We start from the raw sequence: 22,079 nt of genomic DNA, 5'->3' as shown, positions 1-22,079 counted from the left end.
CCGGGAGCTGACGTGCGGATCGTCGACGCCCATGTGCACGTCTGGGATGCGGACGCCGTGCCGATCCCGTGGTTCCGCGACGACCTCGGGCTCCCCCGGCAGGCCGCGGCCGCTCGTCTCGGACGGGAGCTGACCGACGCCGGCGTCTCCTCCGCCATCGCCGTGCAGGCGGCGGACTCGGTGGCGGAGGCGGACTGGCTGACCGCGACCGCCGCCCGCGACCCGTTCCTGCGACGCGTGGTGCTGCAGTACACCCCCGCGCCGGGACGAGCCGCCGGCGCCACCGCAGTCGCGTTCTCTCCCGCCGTGGTCGGCGCGCGCGCCGCGGTGCCGCAGTTCGCCGCGGATCTCTCGGATGTGGACGGCCTCGACGCCCTCGCCGACCACCTCGGGGCGACCGCCCGCACCCTCGAACTGCTCATCCGCCCGGACCAGCTGCCCGCCGCGGCCGCCCTCTCCCGACGGCACCCCGAAACCGCGATCGTCGTCTGCCACCTCGGCCTCGGCGCCCGGACGGCCGATGGCGCATGGCTCTCCGCCCTCGCCGAGGCCGCGTCGGCTCCGGGGGTGTCGGCGAAGGTCTCCGGACTCGACTTCGCGGCGCGCGGGGCGGAGGAGTCGCGAGAGCTGCTGCGCTCCGCGTTCGCCCTCTTCAGCGCGGAACGGCTGATGTACGGCAGCGACTGGCCGATGTCCACGCGGACCACGACCTACGCGGAGGTGCTCGCCGCGACCCGGCAGGCTCTTCCTCCGCTGTCCCCGGCTGAGGCTCGAGCATTCTGGTCCGGCACCGCCGACCGCCTCTCCCCCTTCACCGCTTAGCCCATCGCAGTTTCGCACCGAGGTCGCAGGGATTCCGGGGATGGATGCGACCGCGTGCCGAATCTGCGACCTCGCGCCGGGACTCCTACCCCGGGGACACTTCCGCACCCCCGTCGCAGATCCGCCCCGCGTCGCAGGGACTCCGGGGATGGATGCGACACCGGTGCGAAACTCCGACCTCGCGCAGGGACTCCCACCCCGGGGACACTTCCTCAACCCCGTCGCAGATCCTCACCGTGCCGCAGGGACTCCGGTCAGCCGTGCGACCTCGGTGCGAAACTCCGACCTCGCGCGGGGGTCAGTCGAGGAGGGTGCCGGCGGCGTGGGCGCGGAAGAGGGCGGACGCGGCCTCTTCGTCGCCGGCGTCCAGGGTGTCGAGCAGGCCCTTGTGCCAGTCCGCGACCTCGTGCCAGTCCCCCGTGAAGGTGGGGTCGCCGAGCACGTGCATGACGCGCAGGCTAGGCTCCAGGAGGTCCCACATGCGGGGGAGGTACACGTTGCCGCTGGCCTCGATCACCGCACGGTGGAAGGTGAAGTCGAGCTCGCGGAACCGGGCGAGGTCTTCCGCCTCAGCCGCCTCATGCATCTGCGCGATGAGGCCGACGAGCTCGGCGCGGCGAGCAGGGTCGAGCGCCCCGCAGGCCAGCCGACCGGCGAGCCCCTCCAGCTCGACGCGGGCGACCTTGGCCTGCGCCGCCTCCTCCGCGGAGTAGCTCGCGACGAAGTTGCCCTGATGCCGCACATGCGACACGAGACCCTCGTGGGCGAGCCGCTTGAGGGCGTCGCGCACGGGCGCCTGGCTCACCTGCATCTGCCGGGCGAGCTGCGACTCCACGAGCTGCTCGCCGGGAGCCAGCGTCGAGTCCTTGATCATCGCCTTGATGAGCGCGTAGATCTGATCCGACAGCAGTCCGCGCTGCAGTCCGGCCGTGCCGAGAGCATCCGTCATGACCATCAGTCTACGTCCATTATCGACTATCGCTAATGGACGCGGCCGTGCGCCAGGCATCCGCGATGAGGGCGGATCCGCGGGGTGTCGGGTGCACCCCGTCCGGCGCGAGCTCGACGACCGGATACTGCTCCGCCGCCGCCGTGAACACCTCGTGCAGGGGCACGAACGCCGCCCCGTGCTCCGCGGCGAGAGCCCGCACCGCCGCCCGCTTCCCGTCGAGGTCGTCGAGCCACGTGCGCTGCTCCTCCGTCACCGGGAGGAAGTACGGCTCCATGAGGATCAGCCGCGGGGCGTGCGCGGCCACCGCGCGGCCGAGGAGGTCGCCGAGCGTGGCGGCGAAGTCCTCGGCCGAGGTCGGGTCGTCGCTGTCGAACCGTCGCCACATGTCGTTCACGCCGACGTACACGGTCAGCAGCTCCGGCGCCGTGGGCAGCAGCTCCGCGTCCCACCGCGCGGCCAGGTCGCGGGCGCGGTCCCCCGCGATCCCGAGGTTGCGGACCGTGGCCCCCGCGGCCTGCAGCTCGGGGGCGAGGAGCGACACATAGCCGTCCCCGAAGGACTCCGGGTCGGAGCGATCGCGCCCCGCGTCGGTGATCGAGTCTCCGATGAAGGTCACCCGCATCGTGGCACGTCCTGTTCGTCGTTCTTGAGCTTCGGTCGCACCGAGATCGGGAGCTCGACGCTCGCGCCAGCGTACGTCACGGTGAGCGTGTGGTGCGGGCGCACCTTGCTGCTGTCGAAGCCGCTGACCATGTCCGCCGTCACCTGCTGGGTGGTGCGGGATCCGTCGCTCCAGTCCACGCCCAGCAGCATGCCGGTCACGTCGAGTTCCTCGCCGCGCACGTAGCGGGTCTTCGGGTCGGCTTCGGGCGCCCAGCAGATGCCGGTCACCGTCGCGGGAGGGGGTGTCGGCCACACGGCCAGGGTGTTCGTCTTGCCGTAGTGGTAGACGTTGAAGAAGCCGTCCGCACCGATGCGGAGGTTCTCCCTGGCGTCGACCATGTTCCACACGGTCACGTCGTCGACCCGGAGCACGATGCGGGTGCCGCCGTCCTCGGCGACGGCCCCGAACTCGATGCGGTGTGTGGAGCCGGGCTCGATGACCGTGTTGGGGATGCTGTCGAGCATGGTCTGCCCCGGGGTCCAGCTCTGGAACTCGATCACGTCCTCCTTGATCACCGCGAGGTATCCGGTGTTGGAGTTCTGCCAGGCCGGGAGGCCGGTCTGGTCGGAGCGCGCCTGGAAGCCATACCAGCCTCCGTCGAAGGCGCCGAACTCCGCCTCGAACTGCAGCAGGGTGTCGCCGAAGCGCTCGGCCTCGTAGCCGTGGACGCCCTGACCGCTGATCACGACACCCGTGTCGTCCACCGCGATGAGGTCGGACTCACTCCAGTTCGCCCCGTCCTTCAGCTGACCGTCCAGGCGGGTGGTCGGGTACTCGGCGTCGTCCACGGTCACGGTGACCGTGTCGCTGAGGCTCGGATCGGCGACCGAGGTCGCGGTGATCGTCGCCGTGCCCGCCGTCACTCCCGCGATCCGTCCCCCGGAGACCGTGGCGACCTCCGGAGCGTCGGTCGTCCAGGTGACCCGGGCGTCGCTGGCGTCCTCCGGGGCGACCGTGGCCGCGACGGACCGCCGCTCCCCCACGGTCAGTCCCACGGCATCGGCGTCCAGGCTCACGCCCGTGACCGGCACGCCCGAGAGCGAGAACCCGATGTCGTCGAAGTCGAGCGAGGCGTAGTTCTCCACGTAGAACCCGACCCGACCGGCCTTGCCGGGGCCGGGGTCGGCGCCTTCCAGCGCGATCGCCCCGTTGACGGAGATCCGGGTCTGCCCGTCCTGCACCGCGATACGGACGTGCGAGGTCTCGCCGGGGGTCAGGCCCTGCGCCGCCGGCACGACCTTCTCGGCGACGACCTTCCAGGCGTCGTCGAAGATCGTCCAGGTCGGCCCGGCCGCGGCCTGGCGGAAGCGGATGTAGCCGCCGCCCTTGCCGTTGCGGTCGTAGACGATGAGTCCCGCGTTGGCGGGGGTCGTGGCCGGCGCCGTGACGTCGAAGTCGAGCACGAACTCCGTGAAGTCCCGCGGCAGGATGCTGTTGGCGCCCTTGAGGATGCGGTACACCTTGTCGCCCGACGCATCCACCTGGATGGAGCGGTTCGGGTCGGTCGGCCAGCCGTTCGCCCCCGACTCGAAGTCGGTGAAGTGCAGCACGCCGTCGCCCTCCTCGACGATCACCTCGATGGTCGCGGTCTTGGTGGCATCGGCTTTCGCCGTCGCCGTCACCGTGGTCGTACCGGGGCCCATGCCGAGCACCACGCCCTTGTCGTTGACGGAGGCGACGGCGGGGTCGGCCGAGGCGTAGGTCACCGCGGCGTCGTCGGCGTTCCAGGGCAGCGGCACGGCGCGCACGCGCACCTCGTCGCCCGCGTCGATCGTGAGCGTGTCGCTGTCGAACGCGATGTCCTCGAGCGGGATGGTCTGCGGCTGCTGCGTCTGCCCGATCGCGCCGTCGACGCCGATCTCGCCGAAGGCGATGGCCTCGAAGCCCGGGATCTGGTCGAACACCGCGGCGTCCGCCTTCAGCGTGTAGTCGCCGTTCGCGGCGTCCACGAAGCCGGGGTCGGCGTCGGCCACCCAGTTGTCCTCGTAGTTCAGGAGGTTCTTCCCGTCCTTCGCGCCGTGCTCGTTGACGCCGGCCATCCGGGCCCGGTTCGGGTTCCACACGACGTTCTCCGCGAACGTGCTGTGGTTCGGGAAGTAGTGGTCGTCCTCGAAGAAGTGCGCGAGCTCGGGGTACTTCGTCAGATACGGCGTGCCGACGAAGTCGTTGTTGTCGGCGAACACCTTCTCCCAGGCCGGCATGTAGTCGCGGTCGACAACGTTGCCCTCCTGGTTGCCCATCCACTGCTCATAGTTGTCGTACGGGGCGTAGGCGTCGACGAAGACGTTGTTGCGCGCCTCGATGTAGTCGGCCGAGCCGCTCTTGATCGCACCGTTGCCCATGTTCACGAACACGTTCTTCTCGATCGTGAGGTCCCACGTGAAGTTGTCGGCGTAGATGCCCTCGACGCCCGCCATGCCGACGCCGATGTCGTGGAAGTAGTTCTCCCGGAACACGTGACCGCGCTGCTGCGGGGTCTTGCCGGAGTTCATGTAGATCGCACCGAGGTCGTGGAACTGCTTGCAGACGTCGTACACCTCGTTGCGTTCGAACAGGTGGTCGTTGCCGTGCACGATGATCCCGGGATGTGGGGCGTCGTGGATCTCGTTGTCCCTGGCGATGTTGCCGACGCCGTCGAACATCACGCCGGGGTTGTAGGCCTTGTGGTAGTACGCGAAGTCGGCGATCTCGGAGTTCTCGACCCGGTTGCGGCCGGGCTCGAGCGTCGTCTTGTCACCGCCCTGGAGCACCACGCCGACGCCGCCGACGTGCGTGAGCCGGCTGTCGGTGACGGCGTGGTCGCGGCCGCCGCGGTTCACCGGGATGCCGTCGTACGTGTAGCGCCCTGGCGAGTTGATGAGCACGCCGCCGTCGGTGAAGTTGCGGATGTCGCTGTGCGAGATCGTCACGTGCGAGCCGCCGAGGATGACCGCGGCCGTCGCGCGTCCGTACTCCATCACGAGGTCGTCGAAGTTCACGTAAGAGGCCCCGTCGGCGCGCAGCATCGGCTCGTCGAGCGTCGTGACCGTCACGGCGCCGCGGCCGGACGTGAAGGCCGCGTTCGGGATGAGGTACAGCTTCCCGGCGTCGCGGTCGATGTAGTACTCGCCGGGGGCGTCGAGCTCCTCCAGCAGGTTCTGCGCGAAGTGGAAGTCGGGGAACCAGCTCTTCATGATCCCGGACATCTCGCCGTAGCGGAGGGTGATGGTCTTCGCCTCGGTGTCGATGCTCTCGATCTTGTTGTACGACCACTCCCAGCTGTAGCCGAAGATGCCGTCCAGCCACACGTCCTCGGCCTGGGTCCAGTGCTTCGGACGGTCGTAGCCGTAGCTGAACGTGCCGCCGCGCTCCTGCAGGTCGGCGTCGTTGCGGTCCGGCCCGGCGTCGATGATGTCACCCATCTGCACGGTCGGGGTGGCCGCGTCGGCGTTGGGCCAGCGCGCGAGGGTCATGCCCTGGCCGTCGATGAACAGCTCCATGGGCGGGGTGGTGCTGACGTCGTTGGCCTTCCAGTAGCCGTGGCGGCTGAGCTGGCCGTAGTCGGTGATGCCGAGGTCGGCGAGGTCGATCCCGACGACACGGTCGCGGGCAGCTGGGTCGATGATGCGGTCGGTCACCGCCGCGTCGTCGACCGCGGCGAACTGGTCGCGCGGCAGCTCGCGACCGCCGGTGAGGGTGGCGGTCTCCCCCGGGTACGAGCGGTAGGTGATGGGGGCGTCGGCAGTGCCCGAGTCCTGCGCGCCGATCTCGAACGACGCCGAGCGGGGGTACGTGCCCTCCCGGAGGTACACCGTGAGGCCGTCGTCCGGGAGCGCGGAATCCGCCTTCAGCGCGCGGATCCGGTCGCGGGCGCCTTCCAGCGTCGCGAGGGGGTCGTCGATCGTGCCCGAGGCCGCGTCGTCACCTCCCGGCGCGAGGTAGAGGGCGTCGTCGTCCGCGGCCGCAGCCGCCGACGGGACCGCCGCAGCGAGGGCGGATCCGAACACCGCCGCCAGGGTCAGGCTTGCCAGTACACGCTTCATCGCGTCTCCGAACTGTCGCTTCCCGCACGGCCGATGCGCGCGGCGCCGCGGGAGCGGCTGATCCGACCGTAGCCAATCGATAATCGACTAGCAAGGATCGATACTGATCGCTTTGGTTCTTCGAGGCGCCAGGGCGTCGCGGCTGATCGGGCTCGGCGCTGGTCGACGCCGTCTTCGGCATCCCGATCCCGATGGCCCTCGCGTACCGAGGCTCGCATCCGAGAAACCAGTTAACAAAACAACCACTTTCCACCACTTTCTGACTATTGCGCTCTCCAGTTGACGTCGCTGTAATCTGCCGGAAATACTGAGGAAGCCCGAGACCGCACCACGAGAGTGCGGACACATCACCCCAGGCCAAGGATGACCTAGATGACAGAACAGACCATTTCCTCACAGATAGGAACAGGTCGCCGGCCCCGTCGCCTCTCGGACGGGATGTTCGCGCTCCTCCTCACGGCTCCCGGCCTCGCGCTCCTCGCCGCCGTCGTCGTGTACCCGCTGATCACGGCCCTCATCACCGCGTTCTACAAGCAGAGCCTCGTCGAGCCCGGCCGCGAGTTCGTCGGCTTCCAGAACATCGTCGACGTGCTGACGGGCGAGTTCTTCCCGCTCCTCACGCAGACGCTCGTCTTCACCCTCGGCACGACCATCGCGCCGTTCGTGATCGGCTTCGGTCTCGCCCTCGCCCTGAACACGCGCATCCGCGGCGCCAAGGTACTCCGCGGCCTCATGCTCATCCCGTGGCTGATCCCCGGCGTGGTCGTGTCGTTCCTCTGGATGTGGATCTTCAACGCCAACTACGGCGTGCTCAACGCGGCCCTGGAGACCGTGGGCCTCATCGACTCCCCGCAGGCGTGGCTCGCGAACCCCACCACCGCCATGATCGCCGTGATCGTCGCGAAGACGTGGCAGTCGTTCCCCTGGATGATGGTCATGCTCCTCGCGGGCCTGCAGACCGTGCCGATCGAGCTGCACGAGGCCGCCGAGATCGACGGCGCCGGCACCATCCGCCGCTTCTTCTCCATCACGGTCCCGCAGATGAGCGGCATCATCGGCCTCGTGATCCTGCTGGAGTTCATCTGGAACTTCCAGCACTTCGACATCATCTACGTCCTCACCGGCGGCGGTCCCGCCGGCTCCACCCAGACGTTCGCGACCGCGGTGTACGAGACCGCGTTCGACGGCTTCGACCTCGGCCACGCCGGGGCGCTCGGCCTGCTCTGGATGATCCTGCTGATGGCGCTCGTCGTCGTCTACGTCCGCCTGTCCGAGAAGGGAGAGAAGCGATGACCGCCGTGCTGACCGAAGAGACGGTGGCCGCCGTCTCCGCCCCACCCGCCGCGCCCCGCCGTCGGCGCCACCGCGCCGACCGCCGCGCCTCCACCGTGAGCGCCTGGATCGCCGTCGTCGTCTTCGGCGGGTTCGCCCTGTTGCCCGTGTACTGGCTGCTCGCGACGTCGCTCACCCCGCGCACCGAGGTGTTCAGCTACCCGCCGAAGCTGTTCCCCACCGAGATCACGTTCGAGGCCTACGCCGCGCTCGCGAACAACCCGGCCCTGTTCGGCTACCTCCGCAACAGCATCGTGGTCTCCGTCATCACCGCGATCCTCTCGGTGCTGGTGTCGGCGTACATGGGCTACGCGTTCTCGAAGTTCCGCTACCGCGGCCGCCGCAGCCTCATGTACTTCGTGCTGGCGTCGCAGATGTTCCCGCAGGCGCTGCTGCTCATCACCCTGTACGCGGTGTTCTCGGCCTACGGCCTGCTCAACACCTACACGGCGCTCGTGCTGTCGTTCACGACGTTCACGCTGCCGCTGTGCGTGTGGATGCTGAAGGGCTTCTTCGACACGATCCCGGACGAGCTCATCGAGGCCGCCCGCGTCGACGGCGCCTCCCGCCTGCGGATCATCCACTCGATTGTGCTGCCGCTGGCCGCTCCCGGCCTCATCGCCGCGGGACTGTTCGCGTTCGTCCGGGGCTGGAACGACTTCATCTTCGCCCTCACCCTCGCCGGTCCCGACAAGCAGACCCTGCCGCCCGGCCTCGTCAACACGTTCATCGGCGAGGCGTCCACCGCCTGGCCGGAGCTCATGGCGGCTTCGCTCGTGGTCTCGCTCCCCGTGGCCATCGCGTTCATCGCCCTGCAGCGCTTCCTCGTCGGCGGACTCACCGCCGGCGCGGTCAAGGGCTGACCCGCACCACCCCCTCATCCGCAGTCCCTCGAAGAAGAGAGAGCACCCTCATGTCCGAGAACACCACCGTCTCCCGTCGCCAGCTGCTGCAGTTCGCCGGGCTCGGCGCCGCCGGCCTCCTCCTCGCCGGTTGCATGCCGAGCGGCGGCGGCAGCGGCAGTCCGTCGTCCTCCCCCGGCGCCGGGCTCGGCGCGGGCGACTTCACCGCCGCCGACTTTTCCTTCTCCAGCTGGTCGCTCACCGAGGAGGCCGCCGCCCCGGCCACCCGCGCGCTGCTCGACGGCTACAAGAAGACCAACGACGTCGGCATCACCGAGGTCTCCTTCCCCTACAACGAGTACTTCAAGCAGCTCATGCTGCAGGTGCGCGGCGGGCAGTTCACCGGCGCCGCGCACGTCGACGTCGCCTGGCTCGCCTCGCTGGCCGCGCTCGGCAAGCTGGAGGACGTCTCGGCGCTCACGAAGGGACGCGGCTACACGGCCTCGAGCCTGGAGGCCACGCAGCTCGACGGGAAGCAGTACGCGTTCCCGTGGACCATCGGCGCGATCGGCCTCATCACCAACTCCGAGCTCCTGAAGAAGGCGGGGATCTCCACGTTCCCGACCACCGTCGACGACTTCGAGGCGGCGCTGAAAAAGCTCAAGGCCCTCGGCGGAGGCCTCATCCCCTACGCTGCCTCGACCAAAGCCGCCCAGCTCAAGGACGTCCTCATCTGGATGCAGACGTTCGGCAGCGACCTCGTCAAGGACGGGAAGGTCACGATCGGCGACGACGCGAGCATCGAGGCGGTGACCTGGTACAAGTCGCTGTACGACCAGGGGCTCATCGCCGCCGACGTCGACCGCTTCGACGCCCGCTCCCTGTTCTCCCAGGGCCGCGCCGCGATCTACGACGACGCCCCCGTGGGCCGCGCGTCCGTCACGCAGGACTCGCCGGATCCCGACCTCGCCTCCAAGCTCGTGCCCGAGTCCCGCCCGGTGCTGAAGAAGGGCGACACCCCGCGCGCTCTCGTCTGGGGCGGCGCCATCGCCATCGTCGGCGGCGGCTCCGGCGACAGCACCCGTACGGCCGCGGACTTCGGCCAGTGGGCCACGAGCGACCTGAAGGCTGTGCTCGGCGACTACGAGCTGCGCGGCCTGCCGCCCGTGACCGAGGAGGCGCAGGCCTCGAAGGAGGTGGCGTCCGACGCGTTCGGCTCGCGCTTCGCCGAGAAGATCACGGCGACCGCCACCACCAACCCGTTCTGGCAGTACCCGCAGTACGCCCAGATCGAGACGGTGATCGCCGACCGCGTGCAGGCCGTCCTCGTCGGTCAGCAGAGCGCCAAGGACGCGATGGCGCAGGCCGGCGACCAGGCGCAGAAGCTGCTGGGCTGAGGAGCATCGCCATGACCCTCCGCTCGAAGGTCGGCGCCACCGCTGCCGCCGCCCTCGCCGCACTCGTCCTCGCCGTGCCCGCTCCGGCCGCTGCCGCGACCCCCGACGTCGAGACCGTGTCCGTCACGGTCGACAGCTCCAACCAGTCCGGCTGGTGGAACCCGCTCGTCGTCGACGGTGACGAGACGTACTTCGCCTACAACGTGCCCGGCTCGGTGGCCGCGAAGCACCAGGTGAACCTCGCCGTCCGCGCCGCCGACGGCACGTGGACCTCGGGCTGCCTGCGGCTGGCGACCGGGGCCTGCGCGGAGTACCTCGACGACAACGGCCACAACCAGCCGTCGATCGCGATCGACGGCGACGGATACATCCACGCGTTCGTCTCGATGCACCACGAGCCGTGGAAGTACTTCCGCTCCACCGCGCCCTACGACGCGACCTCGCTCGTCGACGTGAGCGCCGAGATGCCCGACGCCGGGGCCGCGGTCTCCTACCCGGTCACGGCGCAGGGAGCCGACGGCGACATCTGGCTCATGGTGCGCATCGGCGCCGACCCGCAGGCTCGCCGCGACGGGGTGCTGTACCACTACGACCCCGTGGCCGGGACGTGGAGCCGCGAGACGACGATCGCCGCCGCCGTGAACCACTCCTTCTACCCGGACGACCTCGAGGTCGATGCCGGCGGCAAGGTGCACGTGCTGTGGGAGTGGGGCCCGTGGCCCGCTGATCCCTACCGCCACCTCGGCTCCTACGCGGTGTACGACCCTGCCGCGGGCGGCTTCCGCGACGTCGCCGGGCAGGCCCTGCCGACCCCGATCCGCCCGGACACCCCCGGCGCCGTCGTGTGGCGCGGTTACGAGCCCGGCGAGACCATCGGCGACGCGGTGCCCGCGGTGCAGACCGCGAAGATGGCCCTCGCCGACGGCGAGCTCGTGGGCGTGACCTATCGGTACGCGGACGAGACCGAGAACGCGTTCGACGTGCGGTGGGCGACCTGGACCGGCTCCGCCTGGACGAGCGAGACCCTCGTGGACACGGACGCCCTCGGTGGCGGCGTGCAGACCATCGCCGCGCTCGACACCACCACCGCCAGCGGCGAGACCCGCGTCTACGCCGTGGTGTCGGTGCAGGACTGCGGCATCACCCGCAGTCAGACGGTGCTGCTGACCGCCGGGGCCTCCGGATGGACCGCCGACGCCGTGGGCGATCCGGTCGTGGGCCAGCAGCGCCTCCGCGCGGCGACCCGCACGGACGGCACCGACATCGTCTACCTCAGCGCCCCCGCCGTTCCCAGCGGCGGCACGCTGCGGCACGCCGAGATCCCGCGCGACGGGCAGCCGGGGGCGACGACCCTCCCCGCCATCGTGGCCTCCCTCCGGGGCGACGCCGGCGGCGAGAACCTGGCGCTCGGCGGCACCGCGACCGCCTCGTCTCAGCTCCGCGCCGACACCGGCCCGGAGAAGGCGATCGACGGCGGCTGCACGGATGCGAGCCGGTGGATCTCGGCGGCCTCCGACACCCAGCCGACCATCACGGTCGAGTGGGACGAGGCCGCGCCGCTCGACGTCGTCCGGATCCGCAGCGGATACACGGTCGGCCCGCCGCAGACCTCCGTGCTGCGCGACTTCACCGTCCAGCTGCGCACCGCGAGCGGCTGGGTCACGGTCGGCACCATCACCGGCAACACGCAGACGACGGTCGTGGTCGATGCCCAGGGGCGGACGGCCGATGCCGTGCGCCTCGTCATCACCGACCCGTCCGACTCCGCCACCGACGTCGCCCGCGTCTACGAGATCGAAGCGATCGCCGCGCGCTGAGCGGCATCACCACCCCTCCCGAAAGGAACCCCATCCCATGCGCACCCAGACCGTCGAAGCCGACATCATCGTCGTCGGCGGCGGCCTCGCCGGAGTGAGCGCCGCCGTCGCGGCCGCCCGCCTCGGCCGACGTACCGTGCTGATCAACAACCGGCCGGTGCTCGGCGGCAACTCCTCCTCGGAGGTGAGGGTCTGGGTGTGCGGAGCGACCGCCCACGGCAACCAGCGGTGGGCGCGGGAGACCGGGATCATCGGCGAGATGTACCGGGAGAACCAGTTCCGCAACCCCGAGGGCAACCCCGTGTACTGGGACGACGTGGTGCTCGACATCGTGCGCCGCGAGCCCAACCTCACGCTGTTCCTCAACACGGAGGTGCTCGAGGCCGAGGCCACCGGACCCGACGACGCCCGTCGGGTCCGGTCGGTCACCGGCTGGACGATGGGCTCGGAGATCCGCACCGTCTTCCGCGGGCCGCTCTTCCTCGACTGCACCGGAGACGGCCTGGTCGGACGGCTCGTCGGCGCCCGCCACCGACTGGGCAAGGAGAGCCGCAGCGAGTTCGGCGAGGACTGGGCGCCCGAGCAGCCCGTGCGCGAGTTCCTCGGCTCGACGCTCCTCTTCTACACGAAGGATCTCGGGCACCCGGTGAAGTACGTCGCGCCGGAGAGCGCGAAGGACATCTCGACCACCCCGATCCCCTCGTCGCGCATCATCCGCAGCGGCGACAGCGGCGCGCACTACTGGTGGATCGAGTGGGGCGGCACGCTCGACATCGTCGACGACAACGAGGCGATCCGCGACGAGCTGCGGTCGGTGATCCTCGGCATCTGGGACCACATCAAGAACTCCGGCGAGTTCGACGCCGACAACCTGACCCTGGAGTGGATCGGCAACATCCCCGGCAAGCGCGAGTACCGCCGCTTCATCGGCGACTACACGCTGCGCCAGCAGGACATCCTGGAGCAGACGTCGTTCGACGACGGCGTCGCGTTCGGCGGCTGGTCCATCGACCTCCATCCCGCCGAGGGGATGTACGCGACGGGGGCGGGCGCGGTGCAGCGCTTCTCGGACGGCGTCTTCGAGATCCCGTTCCGCTCGCTCTACTCCGTCAACGTCGACAACCTGCTCATGGCGGGCCGCGACATCTCGGCCACGCACATCGCCTTCGGTGCCGCCAGAGTGATGGCCACGTGCGCGGCGATGGGCGAGGCCGCGGGCACCGCCGCCGCCCTCTGCTACGCGCACGACGCCACGCCCCGCGAACTGTACGAGCACCATCGTGCGGAGCTCCGGCAGACGCTGCTCCGCGCCGACGCCTCCCTCATCGGAGTCGCGAACGAGGATCCCTCCGACCTCGCCCGCACCGCCACCGTCACCGCGTCCAGCACCCTGCGCACGATCGGCACCCCGGAGACCGCCGTGGCCGCGGCGACCCGCACATCCTGACGGACGACCTCGGCATCGTCGTCCCCGTGCACCCGCGCCTCGACACGACCGAGCTGCTTCTCGGCGCCGAGGCCGACACGCAGGTCACGGTGGAGGTCTGGTCCACGGGCCGCCCGCAGAACATCGTGCCCGCGGTTCTCGAGCACCGCACTGTGATCGACGTCCCCGCCGGTGGTCCGACCTGGGTGCGGGCGGACACGCCTTTCGCCCCGGAGGACCCGCAGAACGCGATCATCGTGCTCCGCGCGAACCCGCAGGTGCAGGTGCACCTCGCCGACGAGCTCCCGCCCGGGGTGCTCACCCTCGTGCACCGGGTCGACAACGACGACCGGAACGTGCAGGTCGACCGCGACGGTCTCCTCGTGCAGTGGCCGACCAAGCCGCTGCGCGGGCGGGTGCCCGCGTTCCGCACGAGCCCGGACTCCGAGGCCACCGCGCCGCAGCGCGCCGTCTCCGGGTACAACCGCCCGTTCGGCGGACCGCACCTGTGGGCGTCCGCCCCGGAGGCCGAAGGCCCGCAGTGGCTGCGCCTGGACTGGGAGCTGCCCGTCACGGCCTCCGAGATCCGCCTCGTGTTCGACGACGACGTGGACCTCGAGCTCAACACCCTGCACCACCACCGCAGCCCCGACGAGGTGCTGCCCCAGCTCGTGCGCGACTACCGGGTCGAGGTGCAGCAGGCGGGTTCCGAGGAGTGGCGCACCGTGGCGGAGGAGCGCGACAACCGCCATCGTCTGCGGGTACATCCCCTGCCGGACGACCTCGGCGCCCTCACGGCCGCCCGCCTCGTGGTGGAGCGGACGAACGGCGTCGCGGAGGCACGCGTGATCGCGTTCCGAGTGCAATCGTGACGGAGAGCGCTAACGTGAAGGGCATCCGTCGTCCCGGCGGAGACCGTCGTCCCTCCAGGAGGCCGCAGGTGACCACCTCGCCCGGCGGCCGCGTGCTCCCTGTCGCGCGGGCCACCCGCACGGGACTCATCGCGCTCGCGGTGCCGCATCTGGAGGAGCCGTACTTCGCGGAGCTCGGCTCGCGCATCGTCCGCGGCGCCGACGACCGAGGGCTGGCCGTGCTCATCGTGCAGACCGAGGGGGATCACGGCCGCGAGATCGACGTCGCCAACGGCGTCGGCCTGCCGCCCATCGACGGGCTCATCCACATCCCGCGCTCGCTCACGGTCGCCGACCTCACGCGCCGCACCTCCCCCGGGCCGCTCGTGCTGCTGGGCGAGCACATCCAGGTGAGCCCGTTCACGCACGTCACGATCGACAACCGCGCCGCCGCCTACACCGCCACCGAGCACCTGCTCGCGGTCGGCTGCCGCCGCATCGGCTTCGTCGGACGCCGCGACGCCCGCCCCTCGGACGCCGCCGACCGTCGGCACGCCGGGTACCTGGAGGCCCTGGCGGCCGCCGGGATCCCCGCCGACCCCGCCCTCACCGCGCAGGTCGACGCGTTCACGGCCGAGGAGGGCGAGCGCGTGGCGGGCGCCATGGCCGCCGCGATCCCCGATCTCGACGGCATCGTCTGCTCGAACGACTCGGTCGCGCTCGGTGCACTGGCCGCTCTCCAGGCCCAGGGGCGGAGCGTGCCGGGAGACGTCGCCGTCGTCGGCATCGACGACATCCGGGCCGCACGCTTCGCCGTGCCCGCCCTCAGCACCATCGCCCCCGACCACGCCCGCCTCGTGGACGCGGCGTTCACGGAGCTCGAACGGCAGATCGCCGCGCCGCCGGGAGCCGATCTCCCCGTGCGGCACGTGACGGTCGGCGCCCGGCTGATCCCGCGGGCGAGCACGGCCCGATGACGGCGGCGGACTCAGTCCGCGAGGGCCGTCGCGAGCGCACGCTCGTCGCCGCCGTCGCGCGGCGCGACGTGCAGGGTGCCGACGTGAGCCGTGAGCAGCTCCCGTGCGCCGTCGTCGAGGCCGTCGTCGGTGACGAGGCGGTCGATGTCGCTGAGGTCGGCGACGGTCGTGAGTCCGACCACGCCCCAGCGGGTGTGCTCGGCGAGGACGACGACCTCCCGCCCCGCAGCCATGAGCGCCCGGTTGGTCTCGGCCTCCAGCAGGTTCATGGTCGTGATGCCGGCCTGCTCGTCGAGGCCGTGGGCGTCGAGGAACACGAGATCGCAGTGCAGGTGCTCCAGGGCGCGGACCGCGACCGGCCCGACGAGGGCCTGCGAGGGCGTGCGCACGCCCCCGGTGAGCACGACCGTCTGCGTGTACGGAGCATCGGCGCGATCCGGTGGCGAGAACAGGTCGGAGACCGGCAGGGCGTTCGTGACGATCGTGAGCTCGGGGACGCGCACGAGCTCCCGCGCGAGCGCCAGGGCCGTGGGTCCGCCGGAGATGCCGACCGCCATTCCGGGCTCCACGAGATCCGCGGCCGCCGCGACGATCGCGCGCCGTTCGGCCGAGGCTGCCGGAGCCGGAACCAGACGTTGGAGGCCCCGAGCCCGCACGCCGCCACGGATGCGCTCGACCGCGCCCTCCTCGGCCAGCTGATCGATGTCGCGCCGCACGGTCATCTCGCTCACCTGCAGCGTGGCCGCGAGCTCGCCGATGGACGCGGTACCGCGATCGCGGGTCAGGGCGAGGATGCGCTCGCGTCGTTCCGTGACCAGCACGCGGTCTCCTTCCGATGGAGCCTCCAGTCTGCCACGCACCCCCGCCCGCCCCACTCCCGGAACAGGATCCCTCAGCCCGCATGACCTTCCCCGAGCCCTACGCCACCTGGTTCCCCGATGCCGCGTTCGACGGCAGCTACGGCCGCACCGAAGCCGACCTCCGCGCGGTCCGCCCCGTGCCCGCGCCGCCCGGGTTCGCCGACCGCTGGCGACGCTGGCGGCGGGAGGCCGCCGCGGTGGACGCCGCCCCCGTGGTCCTCTCCACCTCCGAGGAGCAGGGCCGTCGGGTGTCCGTCGTCGAGCATGCCGGCGTCGACGGCGTGCGGCTGCGGGCCTGGGTGGTTGAGCCCCTCGACGGCCCTCCCCGCGCGGGCGTCGTGCACGGCCACGGCTACGGGGGTCGAGACGCGGTCGATCTCGCCCGGGTGCCGGACGACGTCGCGGCGATCTATCCCGTGGCCCGCGGGCTCGGCGTGCTGAACGCGAGGATCGGAGCGCCCGAGCCCACCCCCGAGCACGTGCTCGCGGGCATCGACGATCCGGAGCGCTACGTGCTCGGCCTCTGCGCCCGTGACCTGTGGCTGGCGGCCGACGTCCTCGTCTCGGTCGTCGGCGCGCTTCCTCTCTACTACGTCGGGGAGAGCTTCGGCGGCGGCATCGGCGCGCTCGCCCTGCCGTGGGACGACCGGTTCGTGGGGGCCACCCTCATCGTGCCGAGCTTCGGCCAGTACGACGAGCGGCTGGCGGTTCCATGCCTGGGGAGCGGGGAGACCGTGCGTCAGCACGTCCTGCGGCACCCCGAGGCCCGCGAGGTGTTGCGCTGGTTCGACTCCTCCACCGCGATCGGGTTCTCCGCGGTGCCGGTCCGGGTGGAGGCGGCCCTGTGGGACCAGTACGTGCCGCCGCAAGGGCAGTTCGCGGTCGCCGCCGGGGCCCGCGACCTCGACCTGGCCGCGCTTCCCGCCGGTCACGCCGAGTATCCGGGATCTGCGGACGTGACGGAGGCTGCCATCCGCGGCGGGCGCGAGCACCTGGAACGGGTGCTCGCCGGCTGACGACCGTCGCGCGCGCGTCCTCCTCCGCGCAGGAGAGCACTGGACGCAACCTGTCATAACAGGTACAGTGAGCTTGTCATTACAGGTTGCGCGACGACGCAGCACCCGTTTCGAGGAGCATGGATGCCCGAGTACCAGACCCCGCCGATCTCCCCGATGGCGATCGCCTTCGACGCCGAGAAACTCACCCTCTCCCCCGAAGGCCCCACCCTGACCCGGCGGATGTCCGACCTCGAGGGCCTGTTCCGCGACCACGACGCCTGGGCGGCCGCCGCCGCGGGCGAGGATCCGATCGTCTACACGGTCGTCAGCTCGCCGGTCCCCGAGATCGAGCGGGAGCTGCCGCAGTCGATCACCACGATCATGCCCGGCGACACGGGCGGCGAGCTCTGGATGACCAAGGGTCACCAGCACCCCGACCACCAGGGCGAGATCTACCTCGCACTGCACGGCCGCGGCGGACTGCTCATGTTCGACGGCGAGCGCACCGAGTGGCTCGACATGCTCCCCGGCACCATCGGCTACATCCCGCCGGGCTGGGCGCACCGCTCCGTGAACACCGGGGACGAGCCCTACTCCTTCCTCGCCGTGTACCCGGGAGGCGCCGGCCACGACTACGGCTGGGTGCTGGAGCACGGCATGGGCTCGCGGGCGTTCCGCGCGGAGTCCGGCGTCGACCTGCGCCCCTACGCGGAATAGGCTCCGGCCATGATCATCGCCCACGACCTCGGCACCACCGGGAACAAGGCGTCCCTGCACCACGACGACGGTCGTCTGATCGCCGCGGTCACCGTGCCGTACTCGGCCCACTTCGCGGCCGGCGGCGTCGCTGAGCAGGACCCGGCCGACTGGTGGCACGCGGTCGTCACGGCGACCCGCGACCTCCTCTCGCGCACCGGCACCGCCGCCGCCGAGGTCGCGGGCCTCGTGGTCAGCGGACAGATGATGGGCGCCGTGCTGCTCGACGCCGATGGCGAGCCCGCACGAGCCGCGATCATCTGGGCCGACACCCGCGCCGGCGCCCAGCAGCGCGAGCTCGAGGCGGCGGTCGGTGCCGAGCGCGCCTACGGGATCCTCGGCCACCGCCTGAACCCCACCTACTCCCTCGAGAAGATCATGTGGGTGCGCGACAACGAGCCCGAGGTGTGGCAGCGCGTGCGCCGGGTGTGCGTCGCCAAGGACTTCATCGTGCTGCGGCTGACCGGGCGGCTCGCCACGGACCGGTCGGACGCCTCGGGCACCAATGCGTACGACCAGGTCGCGGGCACGTGGTCGCCGGAGATCCTCGCGGCCGCGCGGCTCGACCCCGCCCTGTTCCCCGAGATCCTGGAGTCGACGCAGATCGCGGGCCCGCTCACGCCCGCCGCGGCCGAGGCGCTCGGGCTGCACATCGGCGTCCAGGTCGTGATGGGCGGGGGCGACGGACCGCTCGCCGCGGTCGGCTCCGGCGTCGTGGCCCCGGAGGACGGCGCCTACGTGTGCCTCGGCACCTCCTCGTGGATCTCCTTCGCGGCCGACGCCCCGCTGCACGACCCCGCGATGCGCACCTTCACGTTCGACAACGTCGTGCCCGCGTCGTTCGTGCCGACCGCGACCATGCAGGCCGGCGGCGCCTCGGTGCAGTGGATCGCCGAAGCCCTCTCCGTCGACCCCGCACACCCCGAGACGGGGCGCCTCGTCGCCGAAGCCGCGAGTGACATCGACACCGACGACCTCTACTTCCTCCCGTACCTGCTCGGCGAGCGCTCCCCGCTGTGGGACCCGGATGCGCGCGGGGCCTTCGTCGGTCTCGCCCGCCACCACGGGCGCGCCCACCTCGTGCGCGCGGTCCTCGAGGGGACGGCGTTCAACCTCCTCACCTGCATCCAGGCGTTCCGCGAGGCCGGCGCGACGATCGACCGCATCGACGCCGTCGGCGGCGGGGCGCAGAGCGACGTCTACCTCGCCGTCCTCGCCGACGTGTGGGGCGTGCCGGTGCGGCGCCGCACGATCGTGGAGGAGGCGAACAGCCTCGGTGCCGCGGTCACGGGAGCCGTCGGCCTCGGCCTCACCGACTTCTCCGCCGCCCGGGCGCTCAGCGAGGTCACCGCCGAGTTCACGCCCGACCCGTCCCGGCATGCGGTCTACGCCGAGCGCCACGCCCGCTTCACCGACGCGTACACGGCCCTCGCACCGTGGTTCGCGGGAAGGCCGCGCTGATGGGCGTCATCCTCGTCACGAGCCGCTCCTTCTCGGACGGCGACCTCGACCTGGTCGGGCGCGCCGCGCAGGCCGGACACCGCATCCTCCGCGGGCCGGCCCATCACGACCTCGACGAGCTGCGCGTGCTGCTGCACGGTGCCGACGCCTGGATCGCCGGCACCGGACCGGTCACCGACGCGCACCTCGCTGCCGGCCCGAAGCTCAAGGTCGTGGCGCGCTACGGGGTCGGCACCGAGGCGGTGGACCTCGCGGCGGCGCGCGACCGCGGCATCCCGGTCACGAACACCCCCGGCGCGAACGCGGATGCGGTCGCCGACCACGCGGTCGGCCTCATGCTCGCCGCCCTGCGCACCATCCCGGACGGCGACCGCCGCGTGCGGACCGGCGACTGGAGCGTGCGCCGCGGACGGGAGCTCGGCGCCGCGACCGTCGGCATCGTCGGCTTCGGGCGGATCGGCCAAGGGGTCGCGCGGCGACTGAGCGGGTTCGGCCCGCGGCTGCTCGCCTCCGACCCGTTCCTCCCCGCCGACCTCGTGCGGGACCACGGCGCCGACCCCCTCGGCCTCGATGACCTGTTCCGCACCGCCGACGTGATCACCCTGCACGCCCCCGGCGGTCAGCGCCTCGTCGACGCCGAGCGCCTCGCCGTGATGCGACCCGGCACCGTACTCGTCAACACGGCCCGCGGCGACCTCGTGGACGAGCAGGCCGTGGCGGACGCGCTGCGTGACGGCACCCTCGCCGGGTACGCCGCCGACACTCTCGACGGCGACACCGCCGCGCACGACAGTCCCCTGCTCGACCCGGCTCTCGCCGACCGCGTCATCGTCACCCCGCACCTCGGTGCCCAGACCACCCAGGCCGTCGACAACATGGGAGAGCTGTCGCTCGCGGATGTGCTCGCCGTCCTCCGCGGCGCCGACCCCGCCCACCCCGTGCCCCTGCCCGCGTCCGCTCCCGAGGAGAACCGATGACCACCGCCGCGACGTCCGCCGCACCGTCAGCCCCCGCCACCGCCGACTACATGGGCTTCGTCGGCGTCACCACCGCCTCGTCGTCGATCATGAAGGTGTTCCCGCTGTGGGCCGACATCCTCGGCCTCCCCACCCGGACCCTCGTCGGCCACGACCTGCCGATGGATGCCGACCCCGCGCAGTACCGCGCCATGGTCGAGCAGATCCGCGACGACCCGCACCACCGCGGCGCGCTGGTCACCACGCACAAGATGAACGTGTACGCGGCGGCGTCCGACCTGTTCGACGAGCTCGATCCGTTCGCCGTGTCCTGCGCCGAGATCTCCAGCATCGCCAAGCGCGGGTCCACGCTGTCCGGCCGCGCGAAGGACCCGATCACGGTCGACCTGGCGCTGCGCGACTTCCTCCCCGCCGACCACTTCGCGCGCACCGGGGCCGAGGTCGTCATCCTGGGTGCGGGCGGATCGGGCACCGCGCTGAGCTGGGCCCTCGCCGAGCGGGAGGATGCCCCGGCCCTCATCACCGTCACCGCGCGCACGCAGGACAAGCTCGACCACCTCCGCGAGGTGCACCGCCAGCACGGCACCCCCGAGGGACTGCTCCGCTACGTCGTCACCGAGACGCCGGAGGAGGCTGATGCCCTGGTCGCCGCCGCGCCCGCGGGATCGGTCATCGCGAACGCCACCGGGCTCGGCAAGGACCGCCCGGGCTCCCCGCTGACCGACGCCGTCGTGTTCCCCGAGGGCGCGTACGCGTGGGAGTTCAACTACCGTGGCTCCCTGGAGTTCCTGCACCAGGCCGAGGCACAGGAGGACGACCGCGGCCTGCACGTGGTCGACGGCTGGCGGTACTTCATCCACGGCTGGTCGCAGGTCGTGGCGGACGTGTTCGACCTCGACCTCACGCCGGAGACCGTCGAGCGCCTCGCGGAGGCCGCGGAGTCGGTGCGCTGATGCCCGCCGTGCGGACCGTCCTCGGCGACCTCGACCCGTCGCGGCTCGGGCGCGTGGACTACCACGAGCACCTCTTCCAGGTGTCGCCGCTGCTGGTCGGGGACGAGCTCGACGACGAGGCCGCGTCCGGCGAGGAGGCCGGTCTGCTGCGGGCGAGCGGCTTCGAGGCCATGGTCGACGCCACCCCGTTCGGCCTCGGTCGCGACCCGGCCGCCGTCGCCCGCATCAGCGCCGCGACCGGACTGCACGTGGTCGCCACGACGGGCCGGCACCGTGAGGCCCACTACGGCCCCGACCACCCGATGCAGGTGTGGGGCGCGGACCGCCTCGCCGCCCTGTTCGTGTCCGACCTCACGCGGGGGATGCCGGCGGACGACACCGCGGTGTTCGAGACGCCCGACGTGCCTCTCGCCGCGGGTCCCGACGGGCAGCCCGTCCGCGCCGGCATGCTCAAGGGCGGGGCCGACTACTGGCGCCTCAGTCCGTTCGAGCGCACGACCCTCGTCGCCGTGGCTCAGGCGCACCGCGAGACCGGAGCCCCCGTCATGGTGCATCTGGAGTTCGGCACCGCGGCCCACGAGGCCCTCGACCTGCTGGCGGCCGAGGGGGTGCCGGCGGATCGCGTCGTGCTGGCCCACGCCGACCGCGACCCCGATCCCGGTCTGCACGTCGCGTTGGCCGAGCGCGGCGCCCACCTCGGGTACGACGGCTTCGCCCGCCCGCGCACCCGCTCCGACGCCGAGCTGCTGGCCCTCACGGTCGCCGTGGTGGAGCGGGGTGCCGGTGACCGGATCCTGCTCGGGGGCGACGTCGCCCGGCGCACCCGGTACATCGCCTACGGCGGCATGCCGGGTCTCGCCTACCTCGGCGACCGTTACCTTCCCCGGCTCCGCGAGGCCGTGGGTGACGACGCCGTGCACCGGATGCTCGTGACGACCCCCGCGCGCTTCCTGGCCCTCCACTCCTGACCAC

18 protein-coding genes are annotated in these 22,079 nt (G+C 71.6%); 14 read left to right on the top strand and 4 right to left on the bottom strand.

From position 1 onward, the window contains the following. The first annotated feature begins 12 nt into the window (after positions 1–12). Positions 13–822, top strand: coding sequence for an amidohydrolase family protein (locus AC2W7E_RS12825; protein WP_485989265.1), 810 nt, complete (start codon positions 13–15; stop codon positions 820–822). 298 nt (positions 823–1,120) lie between these two features. On the opposite strand, the gene AC2W7E_RS12820 is transcribed toward AC2W7E_RS12825, so the two are convergent. The 3 genes from AC2W7E_RS12820 to AC2W7E_RS12810 are packed head-to-tail and all read right to left on the bottom strand — an operon-like array spanning position 1,121 to position 6,460. Then, positions 1,121–1,771, bottom strand: coding sequence for a GntR family transcriptional regulator (locus tag AC2W7E_RS12820; RefSeq protein ID WP_249520923.1), 651 nt, complete (start codon positions 1,769–1,771; stop codon positions 1,121–1,123). A gap of 19 nt (positions 1,772–1,790) precedes the next feature. Next, positions 1,791–2,396: an SGNH/GDSL hydrolase family protein gene (locus AC2W7E_RS12815; RefSeq protein ID WP_366216254.1), complete on the bottom strand. Its 606-nt coding sequence runs from the start codon at positions 2,394–2,396 to the stop codon at positions 1,791–1,793. Continuing rightward, positions 2,387–6,460 carry an Ig-like domain-containing protein gene (locus AC2W7E_RS12810; RefSeq protein WP_485989264.1) on the bottom strand — a complete coding sequence of 1,358 codons (4,074 nt, stop codon included), beginning with the start codon at positions 6,458–6,460 and terminating at the stop codon, positions 2,387–2,389. Before AC2W7E_RS12810 ends, AC2W7E_RS12815 begins: the two co-directional genes overlap by 10 nt. 438 nt (positions 6,461–6,898) lie before the next feature. On the opposite strand from AC2W7E_RS12810, the gene AC2W7E_RS12805 reads away from it, so the two are divergent. The 7 genes from AC2W7E_RS12805 (at position 6,899) to AC2W7E_RS12775 (ending at position 15,102) form a co-directional block, all read left to right on the top strand. Next, entirely contained in the window at positions 6,899–7,753 is an 855-nt protein-coding gene (locus AC2W7E_RS12805; RefSeq protein ID WP_172400085.1) for a carbohydrate ABC transporter permease, read from the top strand. Next, positions 7,750–8,655, top strand: a complete 906-nt coding sequence (locus AC2W7E_RS12800) for a carbohydrate ABC transporter permease (protein WP_025105392.1) — start codon at positions 7,750–7,752, stop codon at positions 8,653–8,655. The genes AC2W7E_RS12805 and AC2W7E_RS12800 overlap by 4 nt, the downstream gene beginning before the upstream one ends. Before the next feature lie 50 nt (positions 8,656–8,705). Next, positions 8,706–10,031: an extracellular solute-binding protein gene (locus AC2W7E_RS12795; protein ID WP_303709808.1), complete on the top strand. Its 1,326-nt coding sequence runs from the start codon at positions 8,706–8,708 to the stop codon at positions 10,029–10,031. An 11-nt stretch (positions 10,032–10,042) separates the two neighbouring features. Beyond that, complete coding sequence (locus AC2W7E_RS12790; protein ID WP_485989263.1) at positions 10,043–11,848, top strand: BNR-4 repeat-containing protein; 1,806 nt, start codon at positions 10,043–10,045, stop codon at positions 11,846–11,848. A 37-nt stretch (positions 11,849–11,885) separates the two neighbouring features. Beyond that, complete coding sequence (locus AC2W7E_RS12785) at positions 11,886–13,295, top strand: FAD-dependent oxidoreductase (RefSeq protein WP_485989262.1); 1,410 nt, start codon at positions 11,886–11,888, stop codon at positions 13,293–13,295. A 26-nt stretch (positions 13,296–13,321) separates the two neighbouring features. Next, positions 13,322–14,146: a hypothetical protein gene (locus AC2W7E_RS12780; protein WP_485989261.1), complete on the top strand. Its 825-nt coding sequence runs from the start codon at positions 13,322–13,324 to the stop codon at positions 14,144–14,146. Between the two features lie 68 nt (positions 14,147–14,214). After that, on the top strand, positions 14,215–15,102 hold the full coding sequence (locus AC2W7E_RS12775; RefSeq protein WP_238695652.1) for a LacI family DNA-binding transcriptional regulator: 888 nt from the start codon (positions 14,215–14,217) through the stop codon (positions 15,100–15,102). Positions 15,103–15,113: 11 nt separating this feature from the next. On the opposite strand, the gene AC2W7E_RS12770 is transcribed toward AC2W7E_RS12775, so the two are convergent. Then, positions 15,114–15,923 (bottom strand): DeoR/GlpR family DNA-binding transcription regulator, encoded by an 810-nt coding sequence (locus tag AC2W7E_RS12770; RefSeq protein WP_303709803.1) that lies wholly within the window; start codon positions 15,921–15,923, stop codon positions 15,114–15,116. An 80-nt stretch (positions 15,924–16,003) separates the two neighbouring features. Here AC2W7E_RS12770 and AC2W7E_RS12765 point away from each other — a divergent pair, with 80 nt between their 5' ends. The 6 genes from AC2W7E_RS12765 (at position 16,004) to AC2W7E_RS12740 (ending at position 22,075) form a co-directional block, all read left to right on the top strand. Further along, positions 16,004–16,978, top strand: coding sequence for an acetylxylan esterase (locus tag AC2W7E_RS12765; protein WP_303709801.1), 975 nt, complete (start codon positions 16,004–16,006; stop codon positions 16,976–16,978). Between the two features lie 123 nt (positions 16,979–17,101). Beyond that, on the top strand, positions 17,102–17,677 hold the full coding sequence (locus tag AC2W7E_RS12760; RefSeq protein WP_025105385.1) for a glucose-6-phosphate isomerase family protein: 576 nt from the start codon (positions 17,102–17,104) through the stop codon (positions 17,675–17,677). A 9-nt stretch (positions 17,678–17,686) separates the two neighbouring features. Further along, positions 17,687–19,177 carry a xylulokinase gene (gene xylB, locus AC2W7E_RS12755; protein WP_303709799.1) on the top strand — a complete coding sequence of 497 codons (1,491 nt, stop codon included), beginning with the start codon at positions 17,687–17,689 and terminating at the stop codon, positions 19,175–19,177. After that, positions 19,153–20,154, top strand: coding sequence for a phosphoglycerate dehydrogenase (locus AC2W7E_RS12750; RefSeq protein ID WP_029990020.1), 1,002 nt, complete (start codon positions 19,153–19,155; stop codon positions 20,152–20,154). The genes xylB and AC2W7E_RS12750 overlap by 25 nt, the downstream gene beginning before the upstream one ends. Next, complete coding sequence (locus tag AC2W7E_RS12745; RefSeq protein WP_025105382.1) at positions 20,151–21,107, top strand: shikimate dehydrogenase family protein; 957 nt, start codon at positions 20,151–20,153, stop codon at positions 21,105–21,107. Before AC2W7E_RS12750 ends, AC2W7E_RS12745 begins: the two co-directional genes overlap by 4 nt. After that, the gene (locus AC2W7E_RS12740; RefSeq protein ID WP_303709798.1) at positions 21,107–22,075 is read left to right on the top strand and encodes a phosphotriesterase family protein; all 969 of its coding nucleotides are present in this window, start codon (positions 21,107–21,109) and stop codon (positions 22,073–22,075) included. The genes AC2W7E_RS12745 and AC2W7E_RS12740 overlap by 1 nt, the downstream gene beginning before the upstream one ends. Positions 22,076–22,079: the final 4 nt, after the last annotated feature.

This window comes from Microbacterium sp. CFSPD4_SD4 (assembly GCF_057364585.1).
Note: the sequence above shows the minus strand (reverse complement) of the source record. Positions and strands in the feature narration are given on the sequence as shown.

What these genes read in the sequence shown, in the direction of transcription:
- AC2W7E_RS12800 (WP_025105392.1), top strand. Translation starts at nt 7,750, where the DNA reads ATGACCGCCGTGCTGACCGAAGAGACGGTGGCCGCCGTCTCCGCCCCA.
- AC2W7E_RS12765 (WP_303709801.1), top strand. Translation starts at nt 16,004, where the DNA reads ATGACCTTCCCCGAGCCCTACGCCACCTGGTTCCCCGATGCCGCGTTC.
- AC2W7E_RS12785 (WP_485989262.1), top strand. Translation starts at nt 11,886, where the DNA reads ATGCGCACCCAGACCGTCGAAGCCGACATCATCGTCGTCGGCGGCGGC.
- AC2W7E_RS12745 (WP_025105382.1), top strand. Translation starts at nt 20,151, where the DNA reads ATGACCACCGCCGCGACGTCCGCCGCACCGTCAGCCCCCGCCACCGCC.
- AC2W7E_RS12810 (WP_485989264.1), bottom strand. Translation starts at nt 6,460, where the DNA reads ATGAAGCGTGTACTGGCAAGCCTGACCCTGGCGGCGGTGTTCGGATCC.
- AC2W7E_RS12805 (WP_172400085.1), top strand. Translation starts at nt 6,899, where the DNA reads ATGTTCGCGCTCCTCCTCACGGCTCCCGGCCTCGCGCTCCTCGCCGCC.
- AC2W7E_RS12740 (WP_303709798.1), top strand. Translation starts at nt 21,107, where the DNA reads ATGCCCGCCGTGCGGACCGTCCTCGGCGACCTCGACCCGTCGCGGCTC.
- xylB (WP_303709799.1), top strand. Translation starts at nt 17,687, where the DNA reads ATGATCATCGCCCACGACCTCGGCACCACCGGGAACAAGGCGTCCCTG.
- AC2W7E_RS12815 (WP_366216254.1), bottom strand. Translation starts at nt 2,396, where the DNA reads ATGCGGGTGACCTTCATCGGAGACTCGATCACCGACGCGGGGCGCGAT.
- AC2W7E_RS12760 (WP_025105385.1), top strand. Translation starts at nt 17,102, where the DNA reads ATGCCCGAGTACCAGACCCCGCCGATCTCCCCGATGGCGATCGCCTTC.
- AC2W7E_RS12820 (WP_249520923.1), bottom strand. Translation starts at nt 1,771, where the DNA reads ATGACGGATGCTCTCGGCACGGCCGGACTGCAGCGCGGACTGCTGTCG.
- AC2W7E_RS12795 (WP_303709808.1), top strand. Translation starts at nt 8,706, where the DNA reads ATGTCCGAGAACACCACCGTCTCCCGTCGCCAGCTGCTGCAGTTCGCC.
- AC2W7E_RS12790 (WP_485989263.1), top strand. Translation starts at nt 10,043, where the DNA reads ATGACCCTCCGCTCGAAGGTCGGCGCCACCGCTGCCGCCGCCCTCGCC.